Source organism: Lacrimispora indolis DSM 755 (assembly GCF_000526995.1).
Lineage (GTDB): Bacteria > Bacillota > Clostridia > Lachnospirales > Lachnospiraceae > Lacrimispora > Lacrimispora indolis.
In genome coordinates this window covers 585,454-605,164 of sequence record NZ_AZUI01000001.1, presented here as the reverse complement: position 1 = coordinate 605,164, position 19,711 = coordinate 585,454, and the positions used below count along the sequence as shown (strand labels likewise).

The 19,711-nt window shown below is 46.9% G+C and carries 19 protein-coding genes; 12 read left to right on the top strand and 7 right to left on the bottom strand.

Features of this window, described 5'->3' with window-relative positions:
* Positions 1-171: 171 nt before the first annotated feature.
* Positions 172-1,341 (bottom strand): BMP family lipoprotein, encoded by a 1,170-nt coding sequence (locus K401_RS0102865; RefSeq protein WP_024291559.1) that lies wholly within the window; start codon positions 1,339-1,341, stop codon positions 172-174.
* A 245-nt stretch (positions 1,342-1,586) separates the two neighbouring features.
* On the opposite strand from K401_RS0102865, the gene K401_RS34035 reads away from it, so the two are divergent.
* Together K401_RS34035 and ppdK are read left to right on the top strand one after the other, a co-directional pair.
* Entirely contained in the window at positions 1,587-1,838 is a 252-nt protein-coding gene (locus K401_RS34035) for a DUF6783 domain-containing protein (protein WP_334291564.1), read from the top strand.
* 199 nt (positions 1,839-2,037) lie between these two features.
* Complete coding sequence (ppdK, locus tag K401_RS0102860; RefSeq protein ID WP_024291558.1) at positions 2,038-4,665, top strand: pyruvate, phosphate dikinase; 2,628 nt, start codon at positions 2,038-2,040, stop codon at positions 4,663-4,665.
* Between the two features lie 134 nt (positions 4,666-4,799).
* Here ppdK and K401_RS32705 read toward each other — a convergent pair whose 3' ends face one another.
* The 3 genes from K401_RS32705 to K401_RS0102845 are packed head-to-tail and all read right to left on the bottom strand — an operon-like array spanning position 4,800 to position 6,477.
* Positions 4,800-5,336 carry a hypothetical protein gene (locus tag K401_RS32705; RefSeq protein WP_024291557.1) on the bottom strand — a complete coding sequence of 179 codons (537 nt, stop codon included), beginning with the start codon at positions 5,334-5,336 and terminating at the stop codon, positions 4,800-4,802.
* A complete protein-coding gene (locus K401_RS0102850) occupies positions 5,333-5,908 on the bottom strand; it encodes a chromate transporter (protein ID WP_024291556.1) in 576 nt (191 codons plus the stop codon). The genes K401_RS32705 and K401_RS0102850 overlap by 4 nt, the downstream gene beginning before the upstream one ends.
* Positions 5,905-6,477, bottom strand: coding sequence for a chromate transporter (locus tag K401_RS0102845; RefSeq protein WP_024291555.1), 573 nt, complete (start codon positions 6,475-6,477; stop codon positions 5,905-5,907). Before K401_RS0102845 ends, K401_RS0102850 begins: the two co-directional genes overlap by 4 nt.
* Positions 6,478-6,582: 105 nt before the next feature.
* Between K401_RS0102845 and K401_RS0102840 the strand changes: the two genes are divergently transcribed.
* From K401_RS0102840 to cooS, 3 genes are all read left to right on the top strand, one after another.
* On the top strand, positions 6,583-7,497 hold the full coding sequence (locus tag K401_RS0102840; RefSeq protein ID WP_024291554.1) for a LysR family transcriptional regulator: 915 nt from the start codon (positions 6,583-6,585) through the stop codon (positions 7,495-7,497).
* Positions 7,498-7,597: 100 nt separating this feature from the next.
* Entirely contained in the window at positions 7,598-8,221 is a 624-nt protein-coding gene (locus K401_RS0102835; RefSeq protein ID WP_024291553.1) for an undecaprenyl diphosphate synthase family protein, read from the top strand.
* Positions 8,222-8,322: 101 nt separating this feature from the next.
* Positions 8,323-10,236: an anaerobic carbon-monoxide dehydrogenase catalytic subunit gene (cooS, locus tag K401_RS0102830; protein ID WP_024291552.1), complete on the top strand. Its 1,914-nt coding sequence runs from the start codon at positions 8,323-8,325 to the stop codon at positions 10,234-10,236.
* 103 nt (positions 10,237-10,339) lie between these two features.
* On the opposite strand, the gene K401_RS0102825 is transcribed toward cooS, so the two are convergent.
* Genes K401_RS0102825 through K401_RS0102815 form a run of 3 tightly spaced genes read right to left on the bottom strand, consistent with a single transcriptional unit; the run spans position 10,340 to position 12,652 of the window.
* Positions 10,340-11,209 carry a type 2 periplasmic-binding domain-containing protein gene (locus K401_RS0102825; protein WP_024291551.1) on the bottom strand — a complete coding sequence of 290 codons (870 nt, stop codon included), beginning with the start codon at positions 11,207-11,209 and terminating at the stop codon, positions 10,340-10,342.
* Positions 11,197-11,952 (bottom strand): ATP-binding cassette domain-containing protein, encoded by a 756-nt coding sequence (locus K401_RS0102820; protein WP_024291550.1) that lies wholly within the window; start codon positions 11,950-11,952, stop codon positions 11,197-11,199. Before K401_RS0102820 ends, K401_RS0102825 begins: the two co-directional genes overlap by 13 nt.
* The gene (locus tag K401_RS0102815) at positions 11,942-12,652 is read right to left on the bottom strand and encodes a GTP-binding protein (protein ID WP_024291549.1); all 711 of its coding nucleotides are present in this window, start codon (positions 12,650-12,652) and stop codon (positions 11,942-11,944) included. The genes K401_RS0102820 and K401_RS0102815 overlap by 11 nt, the downstream gene beginning before the upstream one ends.
* 74 nt (positions 12,653-12,726) lie before the next feature.
* Between K401_RS0102815 and K401_RS0102810 the strand changes: the two genes are divergently transcribed.
* From K401_RS0102810 to K401_RS0102780, 7 genes are read left to right on the top strand one after another with little or no spacing between them, the layout of a single operon-like run.
* Positions 12,727-13,413 carry a Crp/Fnr family transcriptional regulator gene (locus tag K401_RS0102810; RefSeq protein ID WP_024291548.1) on the top strand — a complete coding sequence of 229 codons (687 nt, stop codon included), beginning with the start codon at positions 12,727-12,729 and terminating at the stop codon, positions 13,411-13,413.
* Positions 13,414-13,464: 51 nt separating this feature from the next.
* Positions 13,465-14,226 carry a nucleotide-binding protein gene (locus K401_RS0102805; protein WP_024291547.1) on the top strand — a complete coding sequence of 254 codons (762 nt, stop codon included), beginning with the start codon at positions 13,465-13,467 and terminating at the stop codon, positions 14,224-14,226.
* On the top strand, positions 14,216-15,475 hold the full coding sequence (locus K401_RS0102800) for a nitrogenase component 1 (RefSeq protein WP_024291546.1): 1,260 nt from the start codon (positions 14,216-14,218) through the stop codon (positions 15,473-15,475). The genes K401_RS0102805 and K401_RS0102800 overlap by 11 nt, the downstream gene beginning before the upstream one ends.
* Positions 15,475-16,650, top strand: a complete 1,176-nt coding sequence (locus K401_RS0102795) for a nitrogenase component 1 (RefSeq protein WP_024291545.1) — start codon at positions 15,475-15,477, stop codon at positions 16,648-16,650. The genes K401_RS0102800 and K401_RS0102795 overlap by 1 nt, the downstream gene beginning before the upstream one ends.
* Positions 16,651-16,701: 51 nt before the next feature.
* A complete protein-coding gene (locus tag K401_RS0102790; RefSeq protein WP_024291544.1) occupies positions 16,702-17,889 on the top strand; it encodes an ABC transporter substrate-binding protein in 1,188 nt (395 codons plus the stop codon).
* 2 nt (positions 17,890-17,891) lie between these two features.
* A complete protein-coding gene (locus K401_RS0102785) occupies positions 17,892-18,908 on the top strand; it encodes a FecCD family ABC transporter permease (RefSeq protein WP_051153087.1) in 1,017 nt (338 codons plus the stop codon).
* A complete protein-coding gene (locus K401_RS0102780) occupies positions 18,899-19,693 on the top strand; it encodes an ABC transporter ATP-binding protein (protein WP_438830314.1) in 795 nt (264 codons plus the stop codon). Before K401_RS0102785 ends, K401_RS0102780 begins: the two co-directional genes overlap by 10 nt.
* Positions 19,694-19,711 lie beyond the last annotated feature (18 nt).

Genomic DNA, 19,711 nt, shown 5'->3' with positions numbered 1-19,711 from the left:
GTACCTATCCATGGGACCTGGTTAATAAAATATGCCTTGGTATATTCCTGCTTTTATAGAAAATAAAAAAGAGATGCCGTAAGAGACCAGATCTGTTCTGACTGGTGAATCAAACGGCATCTCCTTTCCTCTTTTATTGCCCATGGGTTTCGGGCGCGTTACTTTTGCAGGTTATTCTACAAAGGTGATTTTTGTCTTTTCAAGCTTTAAGTCAACCGTAGGATTATTGTTATCCTGGGAAGGCTGTACCAGCTCGATCTTACCGTCTTTTAACTGGGTAAAGACCGTATCATAATCCTGCTGTGTGAACTTGGTGAATTTGGAAGTTTCCATTGGAAGTCCGATACCGTCGTTCTTAGCAGAGAAGATGCTGGTTTTTCCGCCTGGGAAAGCATTGTCATAAAATGCCTTTACTCCGTCGTAAACGGAAACAGACAGCTCTTTCATAGCAGAGGTGATAACCGTATTGGACTCGAAGCTCTGGTCAACGTCAACGCCGATCACCTTTGCGTTCTTCTCTTCCGCAGCAGCCATAACGGAGTTACCAACCGCGCCGCCGCATCCGAAGATCACTTCGGTTCCGTTCTGGTACCAGGAAGCTGCCATGGACTGTGCTTCCGGTGTGGCAGCAAATGCGCCTGTGTAGTTGTACATGATTTCTATGCCGTCGATTCCCATTTCCTTTGCCGCATAGTCAGCACCTTCTGCAAATCCGTAGCCATAACGGATAACTGCAGGAACTGCCATACCGCCTAAGAAACCAAGCTTTGTATAGCCGTCTTTTACTGCTGCATAGCCGGCTAAGAAACCAGGCTCGTCTTCCTGGAACAGGATAGGCATTACGTTAGCTTCTGTCTTGAATTCTGAATAATCGGCATTGTGAGGTTCCCCATCCAGAAGGATGAAATGTACGTCCTTGTACTGCTCCTGGGCAAGAAATACAGGCTCTTCAAATAAGAATCCGGGGCAAACAACCAATTTGGCGCCGCCTTCGATGGCAAGGCCGATGGTCTCAAGATAGGAATCTGTAGTACCTTCCTGCGGCTGGTAGTACTTGTAGGAAATCTTGTTTTCCTCCGCATACTTTTTCATGCCTTCCCATGCACCCTGGTTAAAGGACTTATCATCAATGGTTCCTAAGTCTGTAACCAGTGCAAGCTCGTACCCGTTCTCAGACTTTTCTGAGGCTGCAGCGGTTGTCTCTGCCGTTTTCTCGGCGGCAGTTGTGGTTTCCGCAGGTGCGGCTGTTGTAGCGTTGTTGTCTGGTGTGGAAGAACCGCAGCCGCTTAAGGCTGCAGCCATCATGACTGCCATAGCTAATGCTAATGCTCTCTTTTTCATAATCTTGTTTTTCCTCCTGTTATTGATTAATTTTCAGAGATACCATTAATGTACCACATTTTCCTTCCAGAAACAATCATATTTGGTGTTATTTTACAGAAAAAATCAAAAAACAATCAAGCATTTTATGAAATATATTAGTCAATCCTGTGGGAAGGGCAGATCTTTCCTGGCTTTACCTGTGATTTAAGAAAATAAGGTTTAGCTGAAAAATGACCTAAAAAATAGAGGCTGTCTGTGAAGAAATGAAACTTGCCAGAAGAGCAGTTGAAGAAATTATTTTTAAGGTGTCTCATGCTTTTCAATTTTCTGAAAACTCATTGCCCAATCTGCACGCCCCACTTTGCTGCATATTTGCTCCAGATTCAGCTTGCAGCCCACTACGCCCCTTCATCTGGAACAAATCTCCCACAAAGAGTCACACACATCTTGGAACAAGCAGTTTTCAGACACATTCTAGCAGTTTTTTTGACATAAAATTCGTATATACGAATTAAAATCGCATATCAGAAAATGACAGACTATGGAAGCACTTTCAGAGTAATTGTATTGAAAAAAGAGCTAATTTTTGGTAATAATTAAAGAAACCCCCTTTACTAGCGTTTGAATTATGCTATAATATCTGCAGGGCTTTTTTGCAGATGAAACCGGCAGAGGAGCTGAATAACCAACACATTTTGAGGAGGAAATATACTTATGGCAAGAAAATGGGTTTATTTGTTTACCGAAGGTAATACAAGCATGAAAAACCTGTTAGGTGGAAAAGGCGCCAATTTGGCAGAGATGACAAATTTAGGTCTTCCTGTTCCCCAGGGATTTACCATAACAACAGAGGCTTGTACTCAGTACTATGAAGACGGCGAAAAGATCAATGATGAGATCATGGGCCAGATCATGGAGCACATTACAAAGATGGAAGAGATCACCGGAAAGAAATTCGGTGATAAGGAAAATCCTCTTCTGGTTTCTGTTCGTTCCGGTGCCAGAGCATCCATGCCTGGTATGATGGATACCATCTTAAACCTTGGTTTAAATGAAGAAGTAGTGGAAGTTCTGGCTGAAAAATCAGGCAATCCACGCTGGGCATATGACTGCTACCGCAGATTTATCCAGATGTTCTCCGATGTAGTTATGGAGGTTGGTAAAAAGTATTTTGAAGAGCTCATCGATAAGATGAAGGAAGAAAAGGGCATTACAGAGGACGTAGAGTTAACGGCTGAGGATTTAAAGGAGCTTGCAAAACAGTTCCAGGATGAGTACAAGGAAAAGATCGGTGCAGAATTCCCCACAGATCCAAAGGTACAGCTGATGGAAGCCATCAAGGCTGTTTTCCGTTCCTGGAATAACCCAAGAGCAAACGTATACCGCCGTGACAACGATATCCCTTATTCCTGGGGTACTGCTGTAAACGTTCAGATGATGGCTTTCGGAAACATGGGCGAGACCTCCGGTACCGGCGTTGCATTTACACGTGACCCAGCAACCGGTGAAAAGCACCTCATGGGTGAGTTCTTAATGAACGCACAGGGTGAGGACGTAGTTGCCGGTATCCGCACTCCGCAGAAGATCGACCAGTTAAAGGATGTTATGCCGGAAGTCTATGAGCAGTTTGTAGGAATCTGCAACAAGCTGGAAGACCACTACAGAGATATGCAGGATATGGAATTTACCATTGAAGATAAAAAGCTTTACATGCTTCAGACCCGTAACGGCAAGAGAACAGCAAAGGCTGCTTTAACCATTGCATGCAACCTGGTTGATGAAGGCATGATCTCAGAGGAAAAGGCAGTTAAGATGATCGATCCGAGAAACTTGGATACCTTACTCCATCCTCAGTTTGATACGGAAGCATTAAAGAAGACAGAACCCATTGGAAAGGCTCTGGCAGCATCTCCGGGAGCTGCATGCGGTAAGATCGTATTTACAGCTGACGAAGCAAAAGCATGGCATGAAAGAGGAGAGAAGGTTGTTTTGGTTCGTCTTGAGACCTCTCCGGAAGATATTGAAGGAATGAAGGCCGCTCAGGGTATCTTAACCGTACGTGGCGGTATGACCTCCCATGCAGCCGTTGTTGCACGCGGTATGGGTACATGCTGTGTATCCGGCTGTTCTGAAATCGTTATGGATGAAGAGAACAAGAAATTCGTTCTTGGAGGCAAGGAATATCATGAAGGAGACTTCTTATCCCTTGATGGTTCTACCGGAAAAATCTATGACGGAATTATTCCTACAGTAGACGCAGCCATTATCGGTGAATTCGGAAGAATCATGGCATGGGCGGACAAGTATAGAAGGCTGAAAGTAAGAACCAATGCTGATACACCTGCTGATGCAAGAAAAGCCAGAGAACTGGGCGCAGAAGGAATCGGTCTTTGCCGTACTGAGCATATGTTCTTTGAAGGAGACAGAATCGACGCATTCCGTGAGATGATCTGCTCCGATACCGTTGAAGCGAGAGAAGCTGCTCTGGAAAAGATCCTTCCTGTACAGCAGGGCGACTTTGAGGCACTTTATGAGGCTCTGGAAGGAAATCCTGTTACCATCCGTTTCTTAGATCCGCCTCTTCATGAGTTCGTTCCAACAGAGGAAGATGACATTAAGAAGCTGGCAGATGCACAGGGCAAGACCGTTGCTCAGATCAAGAGCATCATCGATTCTTTACACGAGTTCAACCCAATGATGGGCCATCGGGGCTGCCGTCTGACAGTCACCTATCCTGAGATTGCAAAAATGCAGACAAAGGCAGTGATCCGTGCAGCGATCAACGTACAGAAGGCACATGCAGACTGGAACGTTTGCCCGGAGATCATGATCCCCCTGATCTGCGATGAGAAGGAATTAAAGTTCGTTAAGAAGATTGTTGTTGAGACTGCTGATGCAGAAATTGCTGCAGCAGGAAGCAGCTTAAAATATGAAGTAGGAACCATGATCGAGATTCCAAGAGCATGCCTGACCGCTGATGACATTGCAAAAGAGGCTGAATTCTTCTGCTTCGGAACCAATGACTTGACTCAGATGACCTACGGCTTCTCCCGTGATGATGCAGGCAAGTTCTTAGATGCTTACTATGATACCAAGATCTTTGAGAATGATCCATTTGCAAAACTGGATCAGACCGGTGTGGGCAAGCTTATGGAAACTGCAATTAAGTTAGGTAAGGCTGTTCGTCCGGAAATGCATGTTGGTATCTGCGGTGAGCACGGCGGAGATCCTTCTTCCGTAGAGTTCTGCCATAAGATCGGTCTGGATTATGTATCCTGTTCTCCATTCCGTGTGCCCATCGCTAAGCTGGCAGCAGCACAGGCAGCACTGAACGAGAAATAATCTTTAAATCGGATTTAATCAGGAAAAGGAATGAAATAAAGGCTTAGAATCAATGGTTTTAAGCGCAGAGGGGTCCATCAGCATAGCTGATGGACCCCTCTGTTTGTTCCGGATAGCGGCAGCATAAAAATTTACTATACAACGATCAGTTCATTCTCCTGCTCTAAGTAGCGGCAGAATACAAAAATACCGCATATGATCTCAGGGCTGAATTCTTCCGGCGCTTCAATATTCCAGCCGCCAATGACGCCACGGTGGAAAACATTAAGGGTACCCTGACCGGACGTGTCGGACAGCAGATAGTTCTGACTGTTTATCATTTGCAGGGAGCCGTAATGATCCTGCAGCAAAAGGTCGACAGAATCTATACGGGGCATTCTGTAAACAGGCCAGCCTGTATCAGCAGGATCCTGGCCTTTGGCATATTTGGGAAAACCGGACATGAGTATTTCACCATTGTGGTTTTTCAAAAAATACTTTTTAGGGCAGGCCCCCTTAACATGTTCCGTTGGTTTTAAGTCTGTCTGGATGCCTGTAAGAAATTGCTGTTCTTCCACAAAAATCTGTCTTTCCAGACCACATAAACGATTTTTAATGTTTGCCAGGGCAGGGCCAATGGTTTCCTGTTCCCTTTTGTAAAGAATTCCTGATTTTAAAAGATATTTCTTCATATGGCGCCTCCTGGAAAAAACTGGTAACAGATCAGACCTAATATGCCGGAACATACCATAACAACTATGGGATTTGGTTTCCACTTCCGTAATGTGACCAATGCGGTTAAAAAGATTAACACGGCTATCCAGTCAGTCATTGAAATGGATATTACCCCGTCATTACCCCAAAAGGATGAAAGGAGCAGGGACACTCCGGCGCTGGCAATCATAGCCACCACAGCAGGCCGCAGCCCGGAAAGGACTCCCTGAATAATAGTAAGTGTCCGGTATTTATAATAGACAAAGGCCAAAAGCATAACAATCACACAGGAAGGGAACACACACCCAAGGGTCGCAACCACTGCGCCCCCAATACCGCCTACCTGGATCCCCACAAAAGTTGCTGAGTTGATTGCAATGGGACCGGGGGTCATTTGGGAAATCGTGATGATGTCGCTGAACTGGGTCATTGTCAGCCAGGGATGGACCTCAACCACCTGATGTTCAATAAGGGGCATAGCAGCATAGCCGCCGCCAATGCTGAACAATCCGATTTGAAAAAAACTCCAGAATAACTCTAAATAGATCATTCTCCCTGCCTCCTTGTATGCCGTTCTCTATGCAAGGTATCCAATGCCCCTGCAATTCCGCAGATTAATATAATTGGAATCACATTCACCTTGAAGATGCAGGCTGCGGCAAAGGCGCCTAAAAGCACTGCCAGCAATAAAAGACGTTTTTCCTGTAATACGGAACGTGCCATGGTGAACACCACATCGAAAATAACGGCAACCACGCCTGCAGCCATACCTTTCATAACAAGGTTTACTATATGATTATTGCGAAAGGCCACATAAAAGTATGAGATGATTGACAATATAATCAAGGGAGGCAATACCGTACCGAGTACGGTTACAAGTGCTCCTAATATTCCGGCAACGCGATAGCCTACCAAAATGGAGGCATTTACGGCAATTGCGCCGGGAGCGGACTGGGCGATGGCCGTAAGATCCATCATTTCATCTTCCTCCAGCCAATGGAGCTTCTCCACAAATTTTTTTCGCATAAGCGGGATGATTACAAAGCCGCCGCCGAATGTAAATGAACTTAATTGAAATGTTGAGGCAAATAATTGCCAGTATATTTTGCTTTTTTTCATTGTACTTCCTCCTGTGGCTTCAGTATATCACTTGCAGATTTATATTAAAAATAGTATTATTTTATCATAATCATAAGTAATAGAATATGAATCGGAGGTACGGCCATGACACTTCGTCACATTAAAATATTTCTTGCAGTTTGTGAGAATGGGAACAGTGTCACCAGAGCGGCGGAGGTCTTATTTATGACCCAGCCTGCCGTAAGCCTGGCGCTGAAAGAACTGGAAAATTATTATGGCGTTCTTCTGTTTGAGAGAATGTCAAGGCAGCTCTTTATCACGGAGGCGGGGAACCAGATGCGGGAATATGCTACCCATATCCTGTCATTGTTTGATAATATGGAAAAAGGATTGCGGGATTGGGATTCAATCGGAATATTGCGGGTCGGGGCCAGCATTACCATCGGGTCACAGTTCATGCCAAGCTACATAAGTGCTTATGGCGTTCTGCATCCGGGAATCGATGTGAGGGTCTGCATCAGCTCGTCAGATTTGTTAGAAGGTCAGCTGCAGTCCAACAAGCTGGATTTTGCATTTATAGAGGGGGCAGTTCATACCCCCAATTTGATTTGTGAGGAATATATGGAGGACTCCTTAACAGCCATATGTTCTGTAAATGGGCCATTCTCCCCCGGCCAGAAGGTATCCATTGAACAGTTTAAAAAGCAGAGGTTTTTATTGCGTGAAAAAGGCAGCGGCACCCGGGAGGAATTTGACAGCGCGACGCAGGCTGAGGGATTTTCGGTTTTTCCTGTATGGGAATCCACCAGTACTACTGCGCTGGTAAATGCGGTCATTCATGGTTTGGGCATTGCCGTTCTTCCGCGGAGAATGATATTGGGACCGCTGAAACATGGATTGATCCATGCTTTTGATGTGGATGGGATAAATCTTCAGCGGAAGTTTTCCATTGTATATCACAAAAATAAATTTTTAACACAGTCGGCCCGCGGATTTATTGATTTGTGTAAAAACTATGAGCTGGACTTTCCGATTCCTAAATATAACGGCCTGTACTGACAACCCGGTATATTTGCCTGAGGTGGAATTATGGAACGGGAAAAAATGGCAATACTTTTTATATGATTTAAATTAAGAAGAAAAAACGGAGGAAACGTGTATGAGAATTCCAAAGCACATCGGAATTATACCAGACGGAAACCGCCGCTGGGCCGTTGGAAAGGGAATGGAAAAAGAGGACGGGTATGACAGGGGAATATCACCTGGAATGACTCTTTACCATCTTTGCAGGAAGCTGGGAATAAAGGAAATGACTTTTTATGGGTTTACGGTGGATAATACAAAGCGCCCTTCCATTCAGAGAGAGGCTTTTTCAAAGGCATGTGTAAAGGCAGTGGAGGAGCTGGCAAAAGAAGATGCGGAATTGCTGGTTTTGGGAAAGACCACATCTGCCATGTTTCCGGAGGAGCTGAAGCCTTATACCAGCAGACACCAGTTCGGAAGCGGCGGGATAAAAATCAATTTTCTGGTGAATTACAGCTGGGAATGGGATTTGGGACTTCATGACGGGGCCATAGGCCCTGCTTTAAAAACCGCCGATGTATCCAGGATCGATCTGGTGATCCGGTGGGGAGGGCGCAGGAGGCTGTCCGGTTTTTTGCCGGTGCAGTCCGTTTATTCGGATATGTATGTTGTTGATGATTTTTGGCCGGATTTCACGCCCCAGCACGTATATGATGCCATTGAATGGTATTCCAGGCAGGATGTGACCCTGGGAGGGTGAGAGGACAGGCCTAAGGATTGCTGAATATTGTATCAAAATAGAATAGGTATTTCTAAAATTTGGCATACTACTGACTGAATCATATTTTAATGGAGGTAATTATGCCAGAGACGGTTTTAGAAAAAACAGAAGGACGGGTAAGCTATCATGACTCCGTAGAAGAGATGCTGGTGAGAATACGGGATGACGGCTTATCCAGTGTATTTTCCAGATGGGATGAGCAGGAAAAGATACGGTGCAAATTTTGTTTGCAGGGATTAAGCTGTCAATTATGTACCAATGGACCCTGCAGGCTCAACGGGCAGAAGGGGCCGGAAAAGGGTGTCTGCGGAATCGGCCCGGACGCCATGGCCATGAGAAATCTTCTCATGAGAAATATTATGGGAGCAGCCACCTATGCCCACCATGCATATGAAGCCTTCCGGACCTTAAAGGAAACAGGGAAGGGCAATACGGTTTTCCAGATCAAGGATGTTGATAAGTTGAAATGGATGTGTGAAAAAACCGGAATCAACACAAATCAGGATGTGAATCAGATGGCTGTCTGCCTTGCAGAGTTTCTTGATCAGGAAATGAAATTAGGCCCTGATGAGGAAAGCGTCATGGTGAAGGTCTTTTCTCCGAAGAAACGGAAAAAGGTTTGGGAAGATTTACACATTTACCCCTCCGGTGTGGAGCATGAAGTTCAGAACAGCATTGCAAGCTGTCTGACTAACGTAGACGGTGATTACGTTTCCCTGGCAACAAAAGCCCTGCGCTTAGGTTTGTCCACAATCTACACCGCTCAAATCGGTCTGGAAATGACCCAGGATATTTTATTCGGAACGCCCATGCCTCATGAAGTGGATGTGGATTTGGGAATCATGGACCCTGATTATGTAAATATAGCATTTAACGGACATCAGCCATGGATCGGAGTCGCCGCTTTACAGATGGCAAGGAAGCAGCAGTTTCAGGATCTGGCCAAACAGGCCGGGGCAAAGGGGATCCATATTGTGGGGTCCATTGAAACAGGGCAGGAAATGCTCCAGAGATTTGAAGTGGATGATGTATTTGTAGGCCTTATGGGAAACTGGCTGGCCATTGAGCCGTTTTTGGCAACAGGGACTGTGGACGCATTTGTCATGGAGGAGAACTGTTCTCCGCCGGCCATTGACCAGTATGCGGAAAAATACCAGGTTGCCCTGGTGAGTGTCAGCACGATCATCGGAGTTCCAGGTACAGAACACAAAATGCCTTATTATCCCAAGAAGGCAGAAGAGATGGCGGAAAAATGCATCCACATTGCCATTGATAATTTTAAGAAACGGCATAAGCAAATCAAGCCAATGGTGCCAAAATACAAACAAAAGGCCATAGCCGGATTTTCCACGGAAGCGGTGCTGGGCGCTATAGGAAATGATTTAAATAATCTGGTGGATGTGATTGCAAAAGGCCAGTTAAAGGGAATTGTGGCCTTAGCTAACTGCTCCACATTAAGAAACGGACCCCAGGATTGGAATACGGTGAATTTAGCAAAGGAACTGATTAAAAAGGACATCCTGGTGGTGGCAGGAGGCTGTGGAAACCATGGGCTGGAAGTTGCTGGAATGTGCAATTTAGATGCCATTGATCAGGCAGGAGAAGGCTTGCAGGGAGTGTGCAGAGCACTTGGGATCCCCCCGGTGTTAAGCTTTGGAACCTGTACGGATACAGGAAGGATGTCAATGCTTGTAACGGCCCTGGCTGATCATTTAGATGCTGACATTTCCGATCTGCCGATTGCGGTAACAGCGCCGGAATGGATGGAACAAAAGGCGACCATAGACGGCTTGTTTGCAGTAGCATATGGAGCTTATACCCATCTGTCCCCAACACCCTTTATCACCGGCGCGCCAGAACTTGTGAAATTATTCACAGAGGATGTGGAGGGCTTAACCGGAGGAAAAGTGGCTTTGGGAGATGACCCGGTGCAGGTGGCAAAGGATATTGAAGATCATATCATGAAAAAGAGAAAGAAAATGGGTCTGAGTTAGATTTCCGGCAGGAAAAGAAATGCCCTGGAAGATAAAAGGTCAGGCTTTGAGGAAAGAAGGCCCGGCGGATTTTGCCGAAGCCTTCTTTTGCTGCGGATACCCTTTAAGTGATTTTAGAAAAGTCCGGATAAACAAAGCGGAATTGATGTTCAGCCACCATGTTCACATCCTTGGTCTGCTGGAAACAGGGCTGTATTTCCCCTTGTTCAGCAAAGTAATTACAAAAGTTCACGGTAAACAGCTTTGAAAGTATATATCCGGCAAGATCGGCTGACAATGTGTTTTTTACAGCGATAAAAGAAGGAACGGTTAAGGCCCCCTCTTTCGGATACCGGAGTGAAAGCAGTGTTTCATCTGCCCGGAAAGCGAAGATGGAGGGGGTGATTGCCGCAGGAGTGAGCCCTTTTTGGACACTTAGAAGAGACTGAACCGGCATATCCAGGATCGCGGCATTCTCCAAAAACAAGTCCGTAAACTCTTTGCCGTACAGCCAGGTGAGCTGCTTTATCACACCCCGTCCGGCTGAGTTTGCCTTTCCTCCAAACGCCTTGGGATATAGGGCCAGCTCTTTAAGGGCCTCAGGCAAAGGCTGACCGGCCAATAACTGTTTGTTGAATACCATAACAAGGGGGATCACTAAAAAAGGAAGAAGGCGCTTGTCCTGACAGAGATTGGTGTTTTTGATCTCCTTTTTTAATGGAAATAAGTCCTGTATTTTCAGCAGTTCTTTTTTAAACAAACCATAGATTTCCGGATCCTCAAACACCTCTAAATCAGTGGAGACTATGATGTCCGGTGCGATCCCGGTGTTTTTTACCTCTTCTGACAGCTTTTTCGGATATCCCAGACCAAAATATTCTGTTTCCAGCTGGATATCCTGTTCTTTCAGAAGGGCTGTCACTTCTTCTATATGTTTCTTTTCATACCGGTGGAGGACACAGATATTATTCCAGTACATACTTATTTTACGCATAATTCACCGATTCTCATCTTTCTTTGCATTTCTGCAATATATTGCTGGTATGTATGCAGGCGTTCCCAGGTTTCCTGTTCTTTTTCATTTCGTTGGATCACCGACTGTATTCCGCCGTTTTTCATACAGATCCGGCAGTCACTCATTAAGGCTGTGTGGGGATCGTGTGTGGCGATCAGTACCAGTTTCTGCTTTTTTAACAGCAGATGCAAGGCTTTCTCTTTGTGAATGCCGGCATTTTCCACTTCGTCAATCAGAACAATGGGACTTTCGCACAAAACGGCCACATCAGCGATCATCAGGGCGCGGCTTTGGCCTCCGCTTAAAAGATTTAAGCTGTCTTCTTTATGTAAATGTTCCGGAGTAATGGTATTGGCATGGTCAATGACTTCCGGAAGAACCCTATGCCAGTCCCGCTGCCTGCAGGTGCAGTGCATTCGGATAAATTCCTCTACCGTCACATCCAGTACGAAGCGCATATTCTGGCTTAAATGGGCGATCAGCTGCCTGGATGTGTGAAAGCGGTCTTGTCTTTCCGGCAGTTTTCCGTTGATCCATACATGCCGTCCGGTGACCGTGTCGCCGCAGGCCAGCTGTTCCAAATCCTGAATCAGCCGGCTTTTTCCTGAACCGGTATGGCCTACCACTGCGTACAGCTGTCCAGGCTTCATGGTTAAGGGAAAAGAAGCTTCCGGCTGTCCGTTTTTATTGCTGCCGGGTATAATTGTCAGTTCATGAAACACGGGGCACCTCCTTAAAATCCATTTTTTCCACAACGCCATGCTGATACATGGTGCCGATCCGCTTTTCTCCCACACAGTAAGAGCAGACACCGGCAGGCATGGTGTGACGCAGGGTATCATTGCTGTTCCAGCCCGTTTCAGGAAGGCTTTCTAAATACTGAAAGAGAAGTCCGCTGCCGTAACCGGATAATCCGTCTACAGGAAAGATATGAGCAGTTGGATTTAAGGAGCTGATATTATAATGGATAATTTCTTTTTCTGCCTGGGAAACCATATCGATTTTGGTCATGAGAATGATATCGGCGGTTGTCAGCATTGGCCCAAGCTTTTTAGGGGAACGCAGGCTGCTGGTACAATCTGTCACGCAGATGCTGACCGTGTGAACGGTGGCAGGGGAACAGCGGTTACAAAGTCCGGCAGTTTCGATGATTAAATATTCCGTTTCCTGCAGTTCATTCCAGGCGATCATTTCCTCCAGATTTGAAACCAGGAAATGATCCGGGCATATGTCACCGGACAGACCAAGTATAAACGGAACACCCAGAGCCTCATAGGCAGCCGGATCATCGGAATGCAGACAGTCGATCTTGCAGACAGAGGAGCGCTTGCCGGCGGACTGAATATGCCGGATCAGATTTGTGGCGGCCAGGGTTTTGCCGGAGGCAGAGCCGCCGCTAATGAGAATTATTTTACTTTTCATTTTTTCCGTCTCCTTGTATAATAATGGTATTTCCAACGTATTATAGCAGACTGATGAAGAAGGAGGTGTCTCATGTGACACAACGGGAAAAGGACCTGGAATTTTTAAAAACCACAGAATTATTCCGGGGAATGAATGTGGGGGACATGGAGTTTGGTATGTGCAGCTTAAAAAAAGGCAGCCTTGTGAGCAACCGCTACATGGGAGAGAAATCCATCGGCATTGTGGTAACAGGCGAGATCGCTGTTTCATCGGTTACTCAGGACGGGAAGGAATTAACCATGAAACGGATTTATCCCAAAGACTGTTTCGGCATCTGCACGATTTTTACTCATGCCGAGATGCCCAACACACTCCAGTGCATGTGCCACACAACCGTACTGTACATAAAGAAAAGCGAACTTTTGAAGGTGTTTAAAAGGGATCCGGAGCTGATGCTTCATATCATGACGATCTTTAACAAAAAAATCCTGTTTCTGCAGAAGAAAATCGAAATGCTTAATACCACCTCTGCAAAGGCCCGCCTGGCAGATTATTTAGTGAGTCACGCCAACAGCAATGGGGTGATTTTCCTGCGCACAGGCAAGACCGGGTTGTGCTCCAGCCTGGGAATCAGCCGTGCAACCCTGTATCGGGAGCTGGACAGCTTCCGGCTTTCAAAAGCCATTGAGTATACGGATCAGAAGATTGTGATCAGGGATGTATCTCATTTGAGACAGTTTTCCAGGCATCATCTTGACTCCCAGGCAGCTTCATGTTAGTATGCAGAGGTTAGTTGATACTAACTAAAAGCGACCTAAGGAGAGTTATATATGTTAAAAATAGCGGTATACGGGAAGGGAGGAATTGGCAAGAGCACGACCACCTCAAACCTGGCAGCAGCATTGTCTGACATGGGATACCGGGTGATGCAGATCGGATGTGACCCGAAAGCAGACTCCACACAGAATCTCACATTGGGAAAGCCGGTAAAGACGGTTTTGGATGCGATTAAGGAAAAGTCTGATCATGTGGAGCTTTCGGATATTGTATTTCCCGGCTACAACGGGGTGTTATGTGTGGAAGCCGGAGGCCCGACTCCAGGAATAGGCTGTGCCGGGCGGGGGATTATTACCGCTTTTGAGCGGTTGGAAGCGCTGAATGCTTATGAGATATACAAGCCGGATATCGTACTTTATGATGTTCTTGGCGATGTGGTATGCGGAGGCTTCGCCATGCCCATTCGCGGCGGCTATGCGGAGCATGTATTTGTCGTTACTTCGGGTGAGAAGATGTCCCTTTATGCGGCTGCCAATATTGTCAGTGCTGTGGGACAGTTTTCAAAGAGGGGATATGCCCGGTATTCAGGTATCATTTTAAACTCAAGGAATATTGAAAAAGAGCAGGAACTGGTATCAGAATTTGCAGAGGAAAGCGGCGGGAAGATCGTGCGGATTCTGCCCAGGGATGGAGTGGTACAGGAGGCAGAGAACCAGAAAAAAACAGTGGTGGAAGCATTTCCCCACAGTGCCATGGCAGGAGAATACCGTTCCCTGGCCAAATCCATTCTGGAGGTGTGTGGTCATGAAAATTGATTGCAGTACGCTTCATTATACATCGCCTGCCCACGGCGGGTGGGGAGTAGTCCGTCTGGGGATGCTGGTTCCGGAAAGTTACCAGCTGTTTGTCTGCCCTTTTGCCTGTGGAAGGCATGGGGCCCTGGGAGCAATCGGCCATGGTTTAAAAGACCGCCTTTCCTATTTATACATTGATGAAAGTGACATTGTATCGGGAGGATACGAGGATCTGATTCCGGAAGCGGTGGCAGAGCTTTTAGATACTCTGGAGAAACGGCCTAAGGTTCTGATGATCTTTGTCAGCTGCCTGGATGACTTACTGGGAACAGACCATGAGTCCATACTGGAGGTGCTGAGGGAACAGCACGAAGATGTCCGGTTTACTTTCTGCCATATGAATCCCATCACCCTGGATACGGATAATCCGCCGCCGGTCAATATCCGCCGGAAAATGTACGGCCTCCTGGAACCGCGGGAAAGTAAAAAAAGCCAGGTAAACCTCATTGGAAATCCGGTGCAGATCAGGCCGGAATCCGAATTGTTTGGGTTTTTACAGGCCCTGGGAGTGGAACAAGTCAACCATATTGCACAGTTTGAAACCTTTGAAGCATACCAGCATATGGCGGCTGCAAAATGGAACCTGGTGGTAGCCCCTCCGGCAGTGAAAGCGGCCATGGACATGAAAGCCCGGCTGAATATTGATTTTGAGTTAGTCTACACTAACTATCGGGAAGAAGATATTCTGAACACCTATAAACGGCTGATGGAAAAGCTGGCTGACAAAGAGGAGGTCAAGTTTGATCTGGAACAATACCAAAGGAAGGCAAGGCAGGCTGTCAGGGAAGCGAGAGAGGCAGTGGGGGACAGACCGGTTTTTATTGATTACACGGCTGTGGTTTTTCCTTTTGCAGCAGCCAGGGCATTGTGTGAGGCAGGATTCTATGTTGCCGGCATTTTTGCCCAGACAGCCCAGGGAGCAGAAAAGGAACATGCAGACTGGATCCATGAACATATGCCGGAAATTCAGGTTTTAAATCCCATTGCACATGATATTCCCACTAAGATCGGCACATTTCCAAAGGACAGCCTTGCCATTGGCTTTGAAGCAGCCTATATTACCCGTGCCCGCCATGTGTATGGTCTGGTAAACAATGAAGGGAACTTTGGATTTGACGGTTTGGTCCGGTTGATGGAAGGAATCGTCCATGGGGTTCAAAGGGAAGAAGATCTAGAAACGCTGATAAAAAATTATGGGTTGGTGATATAATGCATAAACTTTCGATACAACTGCCTCCCTTTGCTCCTGATTATTCCGGTGTATGTTCCGCACTGTTTGCCCTTGGCGGCTTACTGGTGATTCATGATGCTTCCGGCTGTACAGGAAATTATACCGGCTATGATGAACCGAGATGGTATGATTCACGCAGTCTGGTGTACTGTTCAGGACTCAGGGAAATGGATGCGATCCTTGGCAATGATGAAAAATTTATACAAAAGATAGAAAATGCCGCAAATGATTTAAAGCCGAATTTTATTTGCTTTCTGGGAAGCCCTGCTCCCATGGTCATTGGTACTGATTTAGAAGGAATTGCGGCAGAGCTGGAAGAACGTACGGGGATTCCTTCCATGGGACTTGCCACAACCGGTTTGCATTACTATGATAAAGGGATTTCTGATGCTTACATAGCTTTTGGGAAAAAGTTCTTTCCGCCGCCCCAGGCAGCTTGCCCGTCCGGGAACCGTGTCAATATTCTGGGACTGACACCCCTTGATTTTTCCAACAACAGCAATGCGGCTGACTTAATCGGCGAGCTGGAGAAACGGGGTCTTACCATTCAGGCTGATTTTTCCATGATATCTGATTTCCATAAGGTTTGCCAGGCACCGTCTGCCGGTGTAAACCTGGTGGTGTCAAAAAGCGGGCTGGGCCTGGCAGAATATATGAAAAAACGGTATCAGATTCCTTACGTGGCGGGAGTGCCTGTTGGGGAATCAGGAGCTGACCGTCTGGCCGGAATGCTGAAAGAAACAATTGCAGACAAACGGGAGCGGGCACTGGAAACGGATGGAGAAGAAACAAGTCAGGTTCTGATGATCGGTGAAGAGGTGTTGATCCGGTCACTGGCGTTTTATTTCCGAGAAGAGAGGGGAATAAGGGGAATTCAGCCGGCTGTTTTATTTGGTAGGACACAGGGAGTGTACCGGCAGGACAGCCTTGCATTAAACAGCGAAAGCGATATCCGGAAACTGGTGAACAGCGGAAAATACCATACCATTATAGCTGATCCGCTGATCTGGCAGCTGATCCGGGAAAAAGAAAAGATACAATTCATGGATCTGCCTCATGTGGCGGTTTCCAGCAAGGTATGCTGGGACCATGTGCCGCAGCTGATGGGAGGACGATTGACTGAAAGCTCATTTGCTCATGGGCTCGAAGGTTGAATTCCAAGCAGGAACCACAGGTTCATGATACAAGAAGGGAGAATTGAAAAAATGAAAAAGACAGTAACGCGTGTATTAAGCCTGGTTCTGTGTATGGCCGTATTATCCGGCTGCACGGCCAAGACGGCTTCCACAGAGACTACGGCACCAGGCACAGAGGCGGCCGCAGCAGAAACCGCACCCGAGGCAGGGAAAGAAGAGGAAACCACACCGGCAGCCGGAGAGACCAAAACGATCATTGACCATGGCGGCAACGAAGTGGTGATACCTGCTGATATTGAACGTGTGGCAATTGCATCCTTGTGGCCGCTGCCATCGGTTTATGTATTGTATCAGGGTTCAGGAGCCAAGCTGGTGGGCATGCATCCGGCTTCTAAAAGTGCGGCAGAACATTCTCTTTTAATGAAGGTGGCTCCGGAGTTAAAGGATGTGGATACTTCCTTTGTTCAGGGCGGCGAGATCAATGTGGAAGAACTCATTAAACTGAAGCCGGATGTGATCTTTTGCAACGCCAACAATGCAAAAGAAAGGGACGTGCTGTTAAAGACCGGTATTCCGGTGGTTGGCTTCAGCACTTCCATAGCCGGGTTTAATACGGTGGAAACTGTAAACAAATGGGTTGAGCTGCTGGGAGAAGTATTTGATGAGCCGGATAAAGTGGCTGGTATTACGGAATACGGACGTGAAGTGGCCGCTGATATTGAAAAGCGATTAAAAGACGTAAAAGAGGAAGACAAGCCCAAGGTGATGATGATCTATCATTATAAAGACGGGGTGTTCCAGACCTCCGGCAACCAGTTCTTCGGACAGTACTGGTGCGATGCCACAGGAGCGGTCAGCGTATCAAAGGATATTCCAGGATCAGGCGTGGATTTAACCATGGAGCAGATCTATGAGTGGGATCCGGATATTATCTACGTAACAAACTTCAGCCCATACCTGCCTCAGGATTTCTATGACAACAGCATTGAAGGGTTTGACTGGAGTCCGGTTAAGGCCGTACGGGAACACAAGGTTTATAAATTCCCTCTGGGAATGTACCGCTGGTTCCCGCCGTCCTCTGACTCTTCCTTGTGCCTTTACTGGATGGCCCAGAAAAATCACCCGGAAGCTTTTGCAGATCTTGATTTGAACCAGACAATTAAAGATTTTTATCTGAAGTTTTATAATGTGGAGCTGACGGATGAAGAGGTGGAAGGCATGTTCAATCCTCCCCGTGAAGCAGCGGACGGAGTATAAGCATGTTGATGAAACGATATGGAGCCGGAATCAGGATCTTACTGATCCTGGCTCCGGTATTAACGGCCCTGATCTGTCTGGGCATCGGACGCTATTCTTTTAACCTGATTGACATTTGTAAGCTGTTATATACCTATGCTGTTTCCGGAAAGGAGACAATTGAGCCCCAGGCATACAGTGTTGTATTCAATATCCGGCTGCCGAGGATCATTCTGGCGGTTCTTTGCGGAGCGGGCCTGGCTGTCTCAGGAGCGGCATTTCAGCCCTTATTTTCCAATGCGCTGGCGACTCCCGACACCCTGGGTGTGGCACAGGGAGCATGTTTCGGTGCGGCAATGGCCCTTTTATTTTCAGACAGCCTTTTATGGGTTCAGCTGGTGGCCCTGGTATTTGGCCTGATTGCCATTATGCTCACTTATTCCATCAGCAAGGTCAAAGGTCAATCTTCCACATTTATGATCATTCTGGCGGGAATTGCGGTTTCTTCTCTTTTTACTTCTCTGGTATCGCTGGTTAAATACGTGGCTGATCCGGAGTCTCAGCTGCCGACAATTACCTACTGGCTGCTGGGAAGTATGGCCGGAATTACCTACAAGAGTCTGGCCATTGGCGGTCCCCTGATCTGCGGCGGGATATTGATGATCTATCTGCTGCGCTGGCGGCTGAATATTCTGTCAATGTCTGAGGATGAGGCAAGATCCATGGGAATTGACTTAAAAAAGCTTCGCATCATCATTATTCTGGCAGCGGCATTGATTACGGCTTCCTGTGCCTCCATGTGCGGACGGATTGAGTGGGTGGGACTGTTAATTCCCCATGGGGTCCGGATGCTGTTTGGAAGCAATAATGAACGGGTCATTCCGGCCAGCATCAGCCTGGGCGCAGTATTTATGCTGGTTATGGATACCACTGCCAGGGCTGCGACCACTGCTGAAATTCCCTTGTCAATCCTGACAGCAGTCATCGGAGCGCCGGTATTTATTCTATTGCTGAGAAAGACAGGAGGAGGATGGCTGTGATTTTTGAAGTGAAGAAAGGATGCTTTGGATATAAGGCGGGGGAAGAAATATTAAAAGAAATTACATTCCGGCTTCAGGATGGAGAGGTTCTGGCAGTCCTGGGGCCTAACGGTGTGGGAAAAACCACACTGCTTCGAAATATGATGGGTCTGCTGAAATGGAAATCAGGGGGAAGCTATCTGGATGGAACATGTCTGGCAAATATGCCTGTAAAAGATATCTGGCAGACCATTGCATATGTCCCTCAGGCAAAAGCATCCCTTTTTTCCTATACGGTGGAAGAGATGGTTTTACTGGGGCGCAGTGCCCACATCGGGAACTTCAGCCGCCCTAAAAAGGCGGATGTGGAAATTGCCGACGAGGCGATCCGGAGTGTGGGAATTGATTATTTAAGAGGAAAGCTGGTGAGCCGGATCAGCGGCGGAGAGCTGCAGATGGTTTTAATTGCCAGGGCCTTAACTGCCAAGCCCCGGATGCTGGTGCTGGATGAGCCGGAAAGCAATCTGGACTTTAAAAACCAGCTGATTATTCTGGATACCATCCGGCGGCTGGCGGATGAAAAGAACATATCCTGTATTTTTAATACCCATTATCCGGCACATGCGCTGAAGATCTCTGATAAGGCGCTGATTTTGAACCGCAGCGGGAAAAGCATATTCGGCAAAGTGGATGATGTGGTGACAAAGGAACATATGGAAGAGGCATTTGGCGTAAAAGTCCTGATCAGTGAAATAGAAGAGGAAGGCCACCGCTTTAAATCCGTAACAGCCCTGGCGTTAACGTAAGCAGCTGAGGTGGGCGCG

What these genes read in the sequence shown, in the direction of transcription:
- K401_RS0102865 (WP_024291559.1), bottom strand. Translation starts at nt 1,341, where the DNA reads ATGAAAAAGAGAGCATTAGCATTAGCTATGGCAGTCATGATGGCTGCA.
- K401_RS34035 (WP_334291564.1), top strand. Translation starts at nt 1,587, where the DNA reads ATGAAACTTGCCAGAAGAGCAGTTGAAGAAATTATTTTTAAGGTGTCT.
- ppdK (WP_024291558.1), top strand. Translation starts at nt 2,038, where the DNA reads ATGGCAAGAAAATGGGTTTATTTGTTTACCGAAGGTAATACAAGCATG.
- K401_RS32705 (WP_024291557.1), bottom strand. Translation starts at nt 5,336, where the DNA reads ATGAAGAAATATCTTTTAAAATCAGGAATTCTTTACAAAAGGGAACAG.
- K401_RS0102850 (WP_024291556.1), bottom strand. Translation starts at nt 5,908, where the DNA reads ATGATCTATTTAGAGTTATTCTGGAGTTTTTTTCAAATCGGATTGTTC.
- K401_RS0102845 (WP_024291555.1), bottom strand. Translation starts at nt 6,477, where the DNA reads ATGAAAAAAAGCAAAATATACTGGCAATTATTTGCCTCAACATTTCAA.
- K401_RS0102840 (WP_024291554.1), top strand. Translation starts at nt 6,583, where the DNA reads ATGACACTTCGTCACATTAAAATATTTCTTGCAGTTTGTGAGAATGGG.
- K401_RS0102835 (WP_024291553.1), top strand. Translation starts at nt 7,598, where the DNA reads ATGAGAATTCCAAAGCACATCGGAATTATACCAGACGGAAACCGCCGC.
- cooS (WP_024291552.1), top strand. Translation starts at nt 8,323, where the DNA reads ATGCCAGAGACGGTTTTAGAAAAAACAGAAGGACGGGTAAGCTATCAT.
- K401_RS0102825 (WP_024291551.1), bottom strand. Translation starts at nt 11,209, where the DNA reads ATGCGTAAAATAAGTATGTACTGGAATAATATCTGTGTCCTCCACCGG.
- K401_RS0102815 (WP_024291549.1), bottom strand. Translation starts at nt 12,652, where the DNA reads ATGAAAAGTAAAATAATTCTCATTAGCGGCGGCTCTGCCTCCGGCAAA.
- K401_RS0102805 (WP_024291547.1), top strand. Translation starts at nt 13,465, where the DNA reads ATGTTAAAAATAGCGGTATACGGGAAGGGAGGAATTGGCAAGAGCACG.
- K401_RS0102800 (WP_024291546.1), top strand. Translation starts at nt 14,216, where the DNA reads ATGAAAATTGATTGCAGTACGCTTCATTATACATCGCCTGCCCACGGC.
- K401_RS0102795 (WP_024291545.1), top strand. Translation starts at nt 15,475, where the DNA reads ATGCATAAACTTTCGATACAACTGCCTCCCTTTGCTCCTGATTATTCC.
- K401_RS0102790 (WP_024291544.1), top strand. Translation starts at nt 16,702, where the DNA reads ATGAAAAAGACAGTAACGCGTGTATTAAGCCTGGTTCTGTGTATGGCC.
- K401_RS0102785 (WP_051153087.1), top strand. Translation starts at nt 17,892, where the DNA reads ATGTTGATGAAACGATATGGAGCCGGAATCAGGATCTTACTGATCCTG.
- K401_RS0102780 (WP_438830314.1), top strand. Translation starts at nt 18,899, where the DNA reads ATGGCTGTGATTTTTGAAGTGAAGAAAGGATGCTTTGGATATAAGGCG.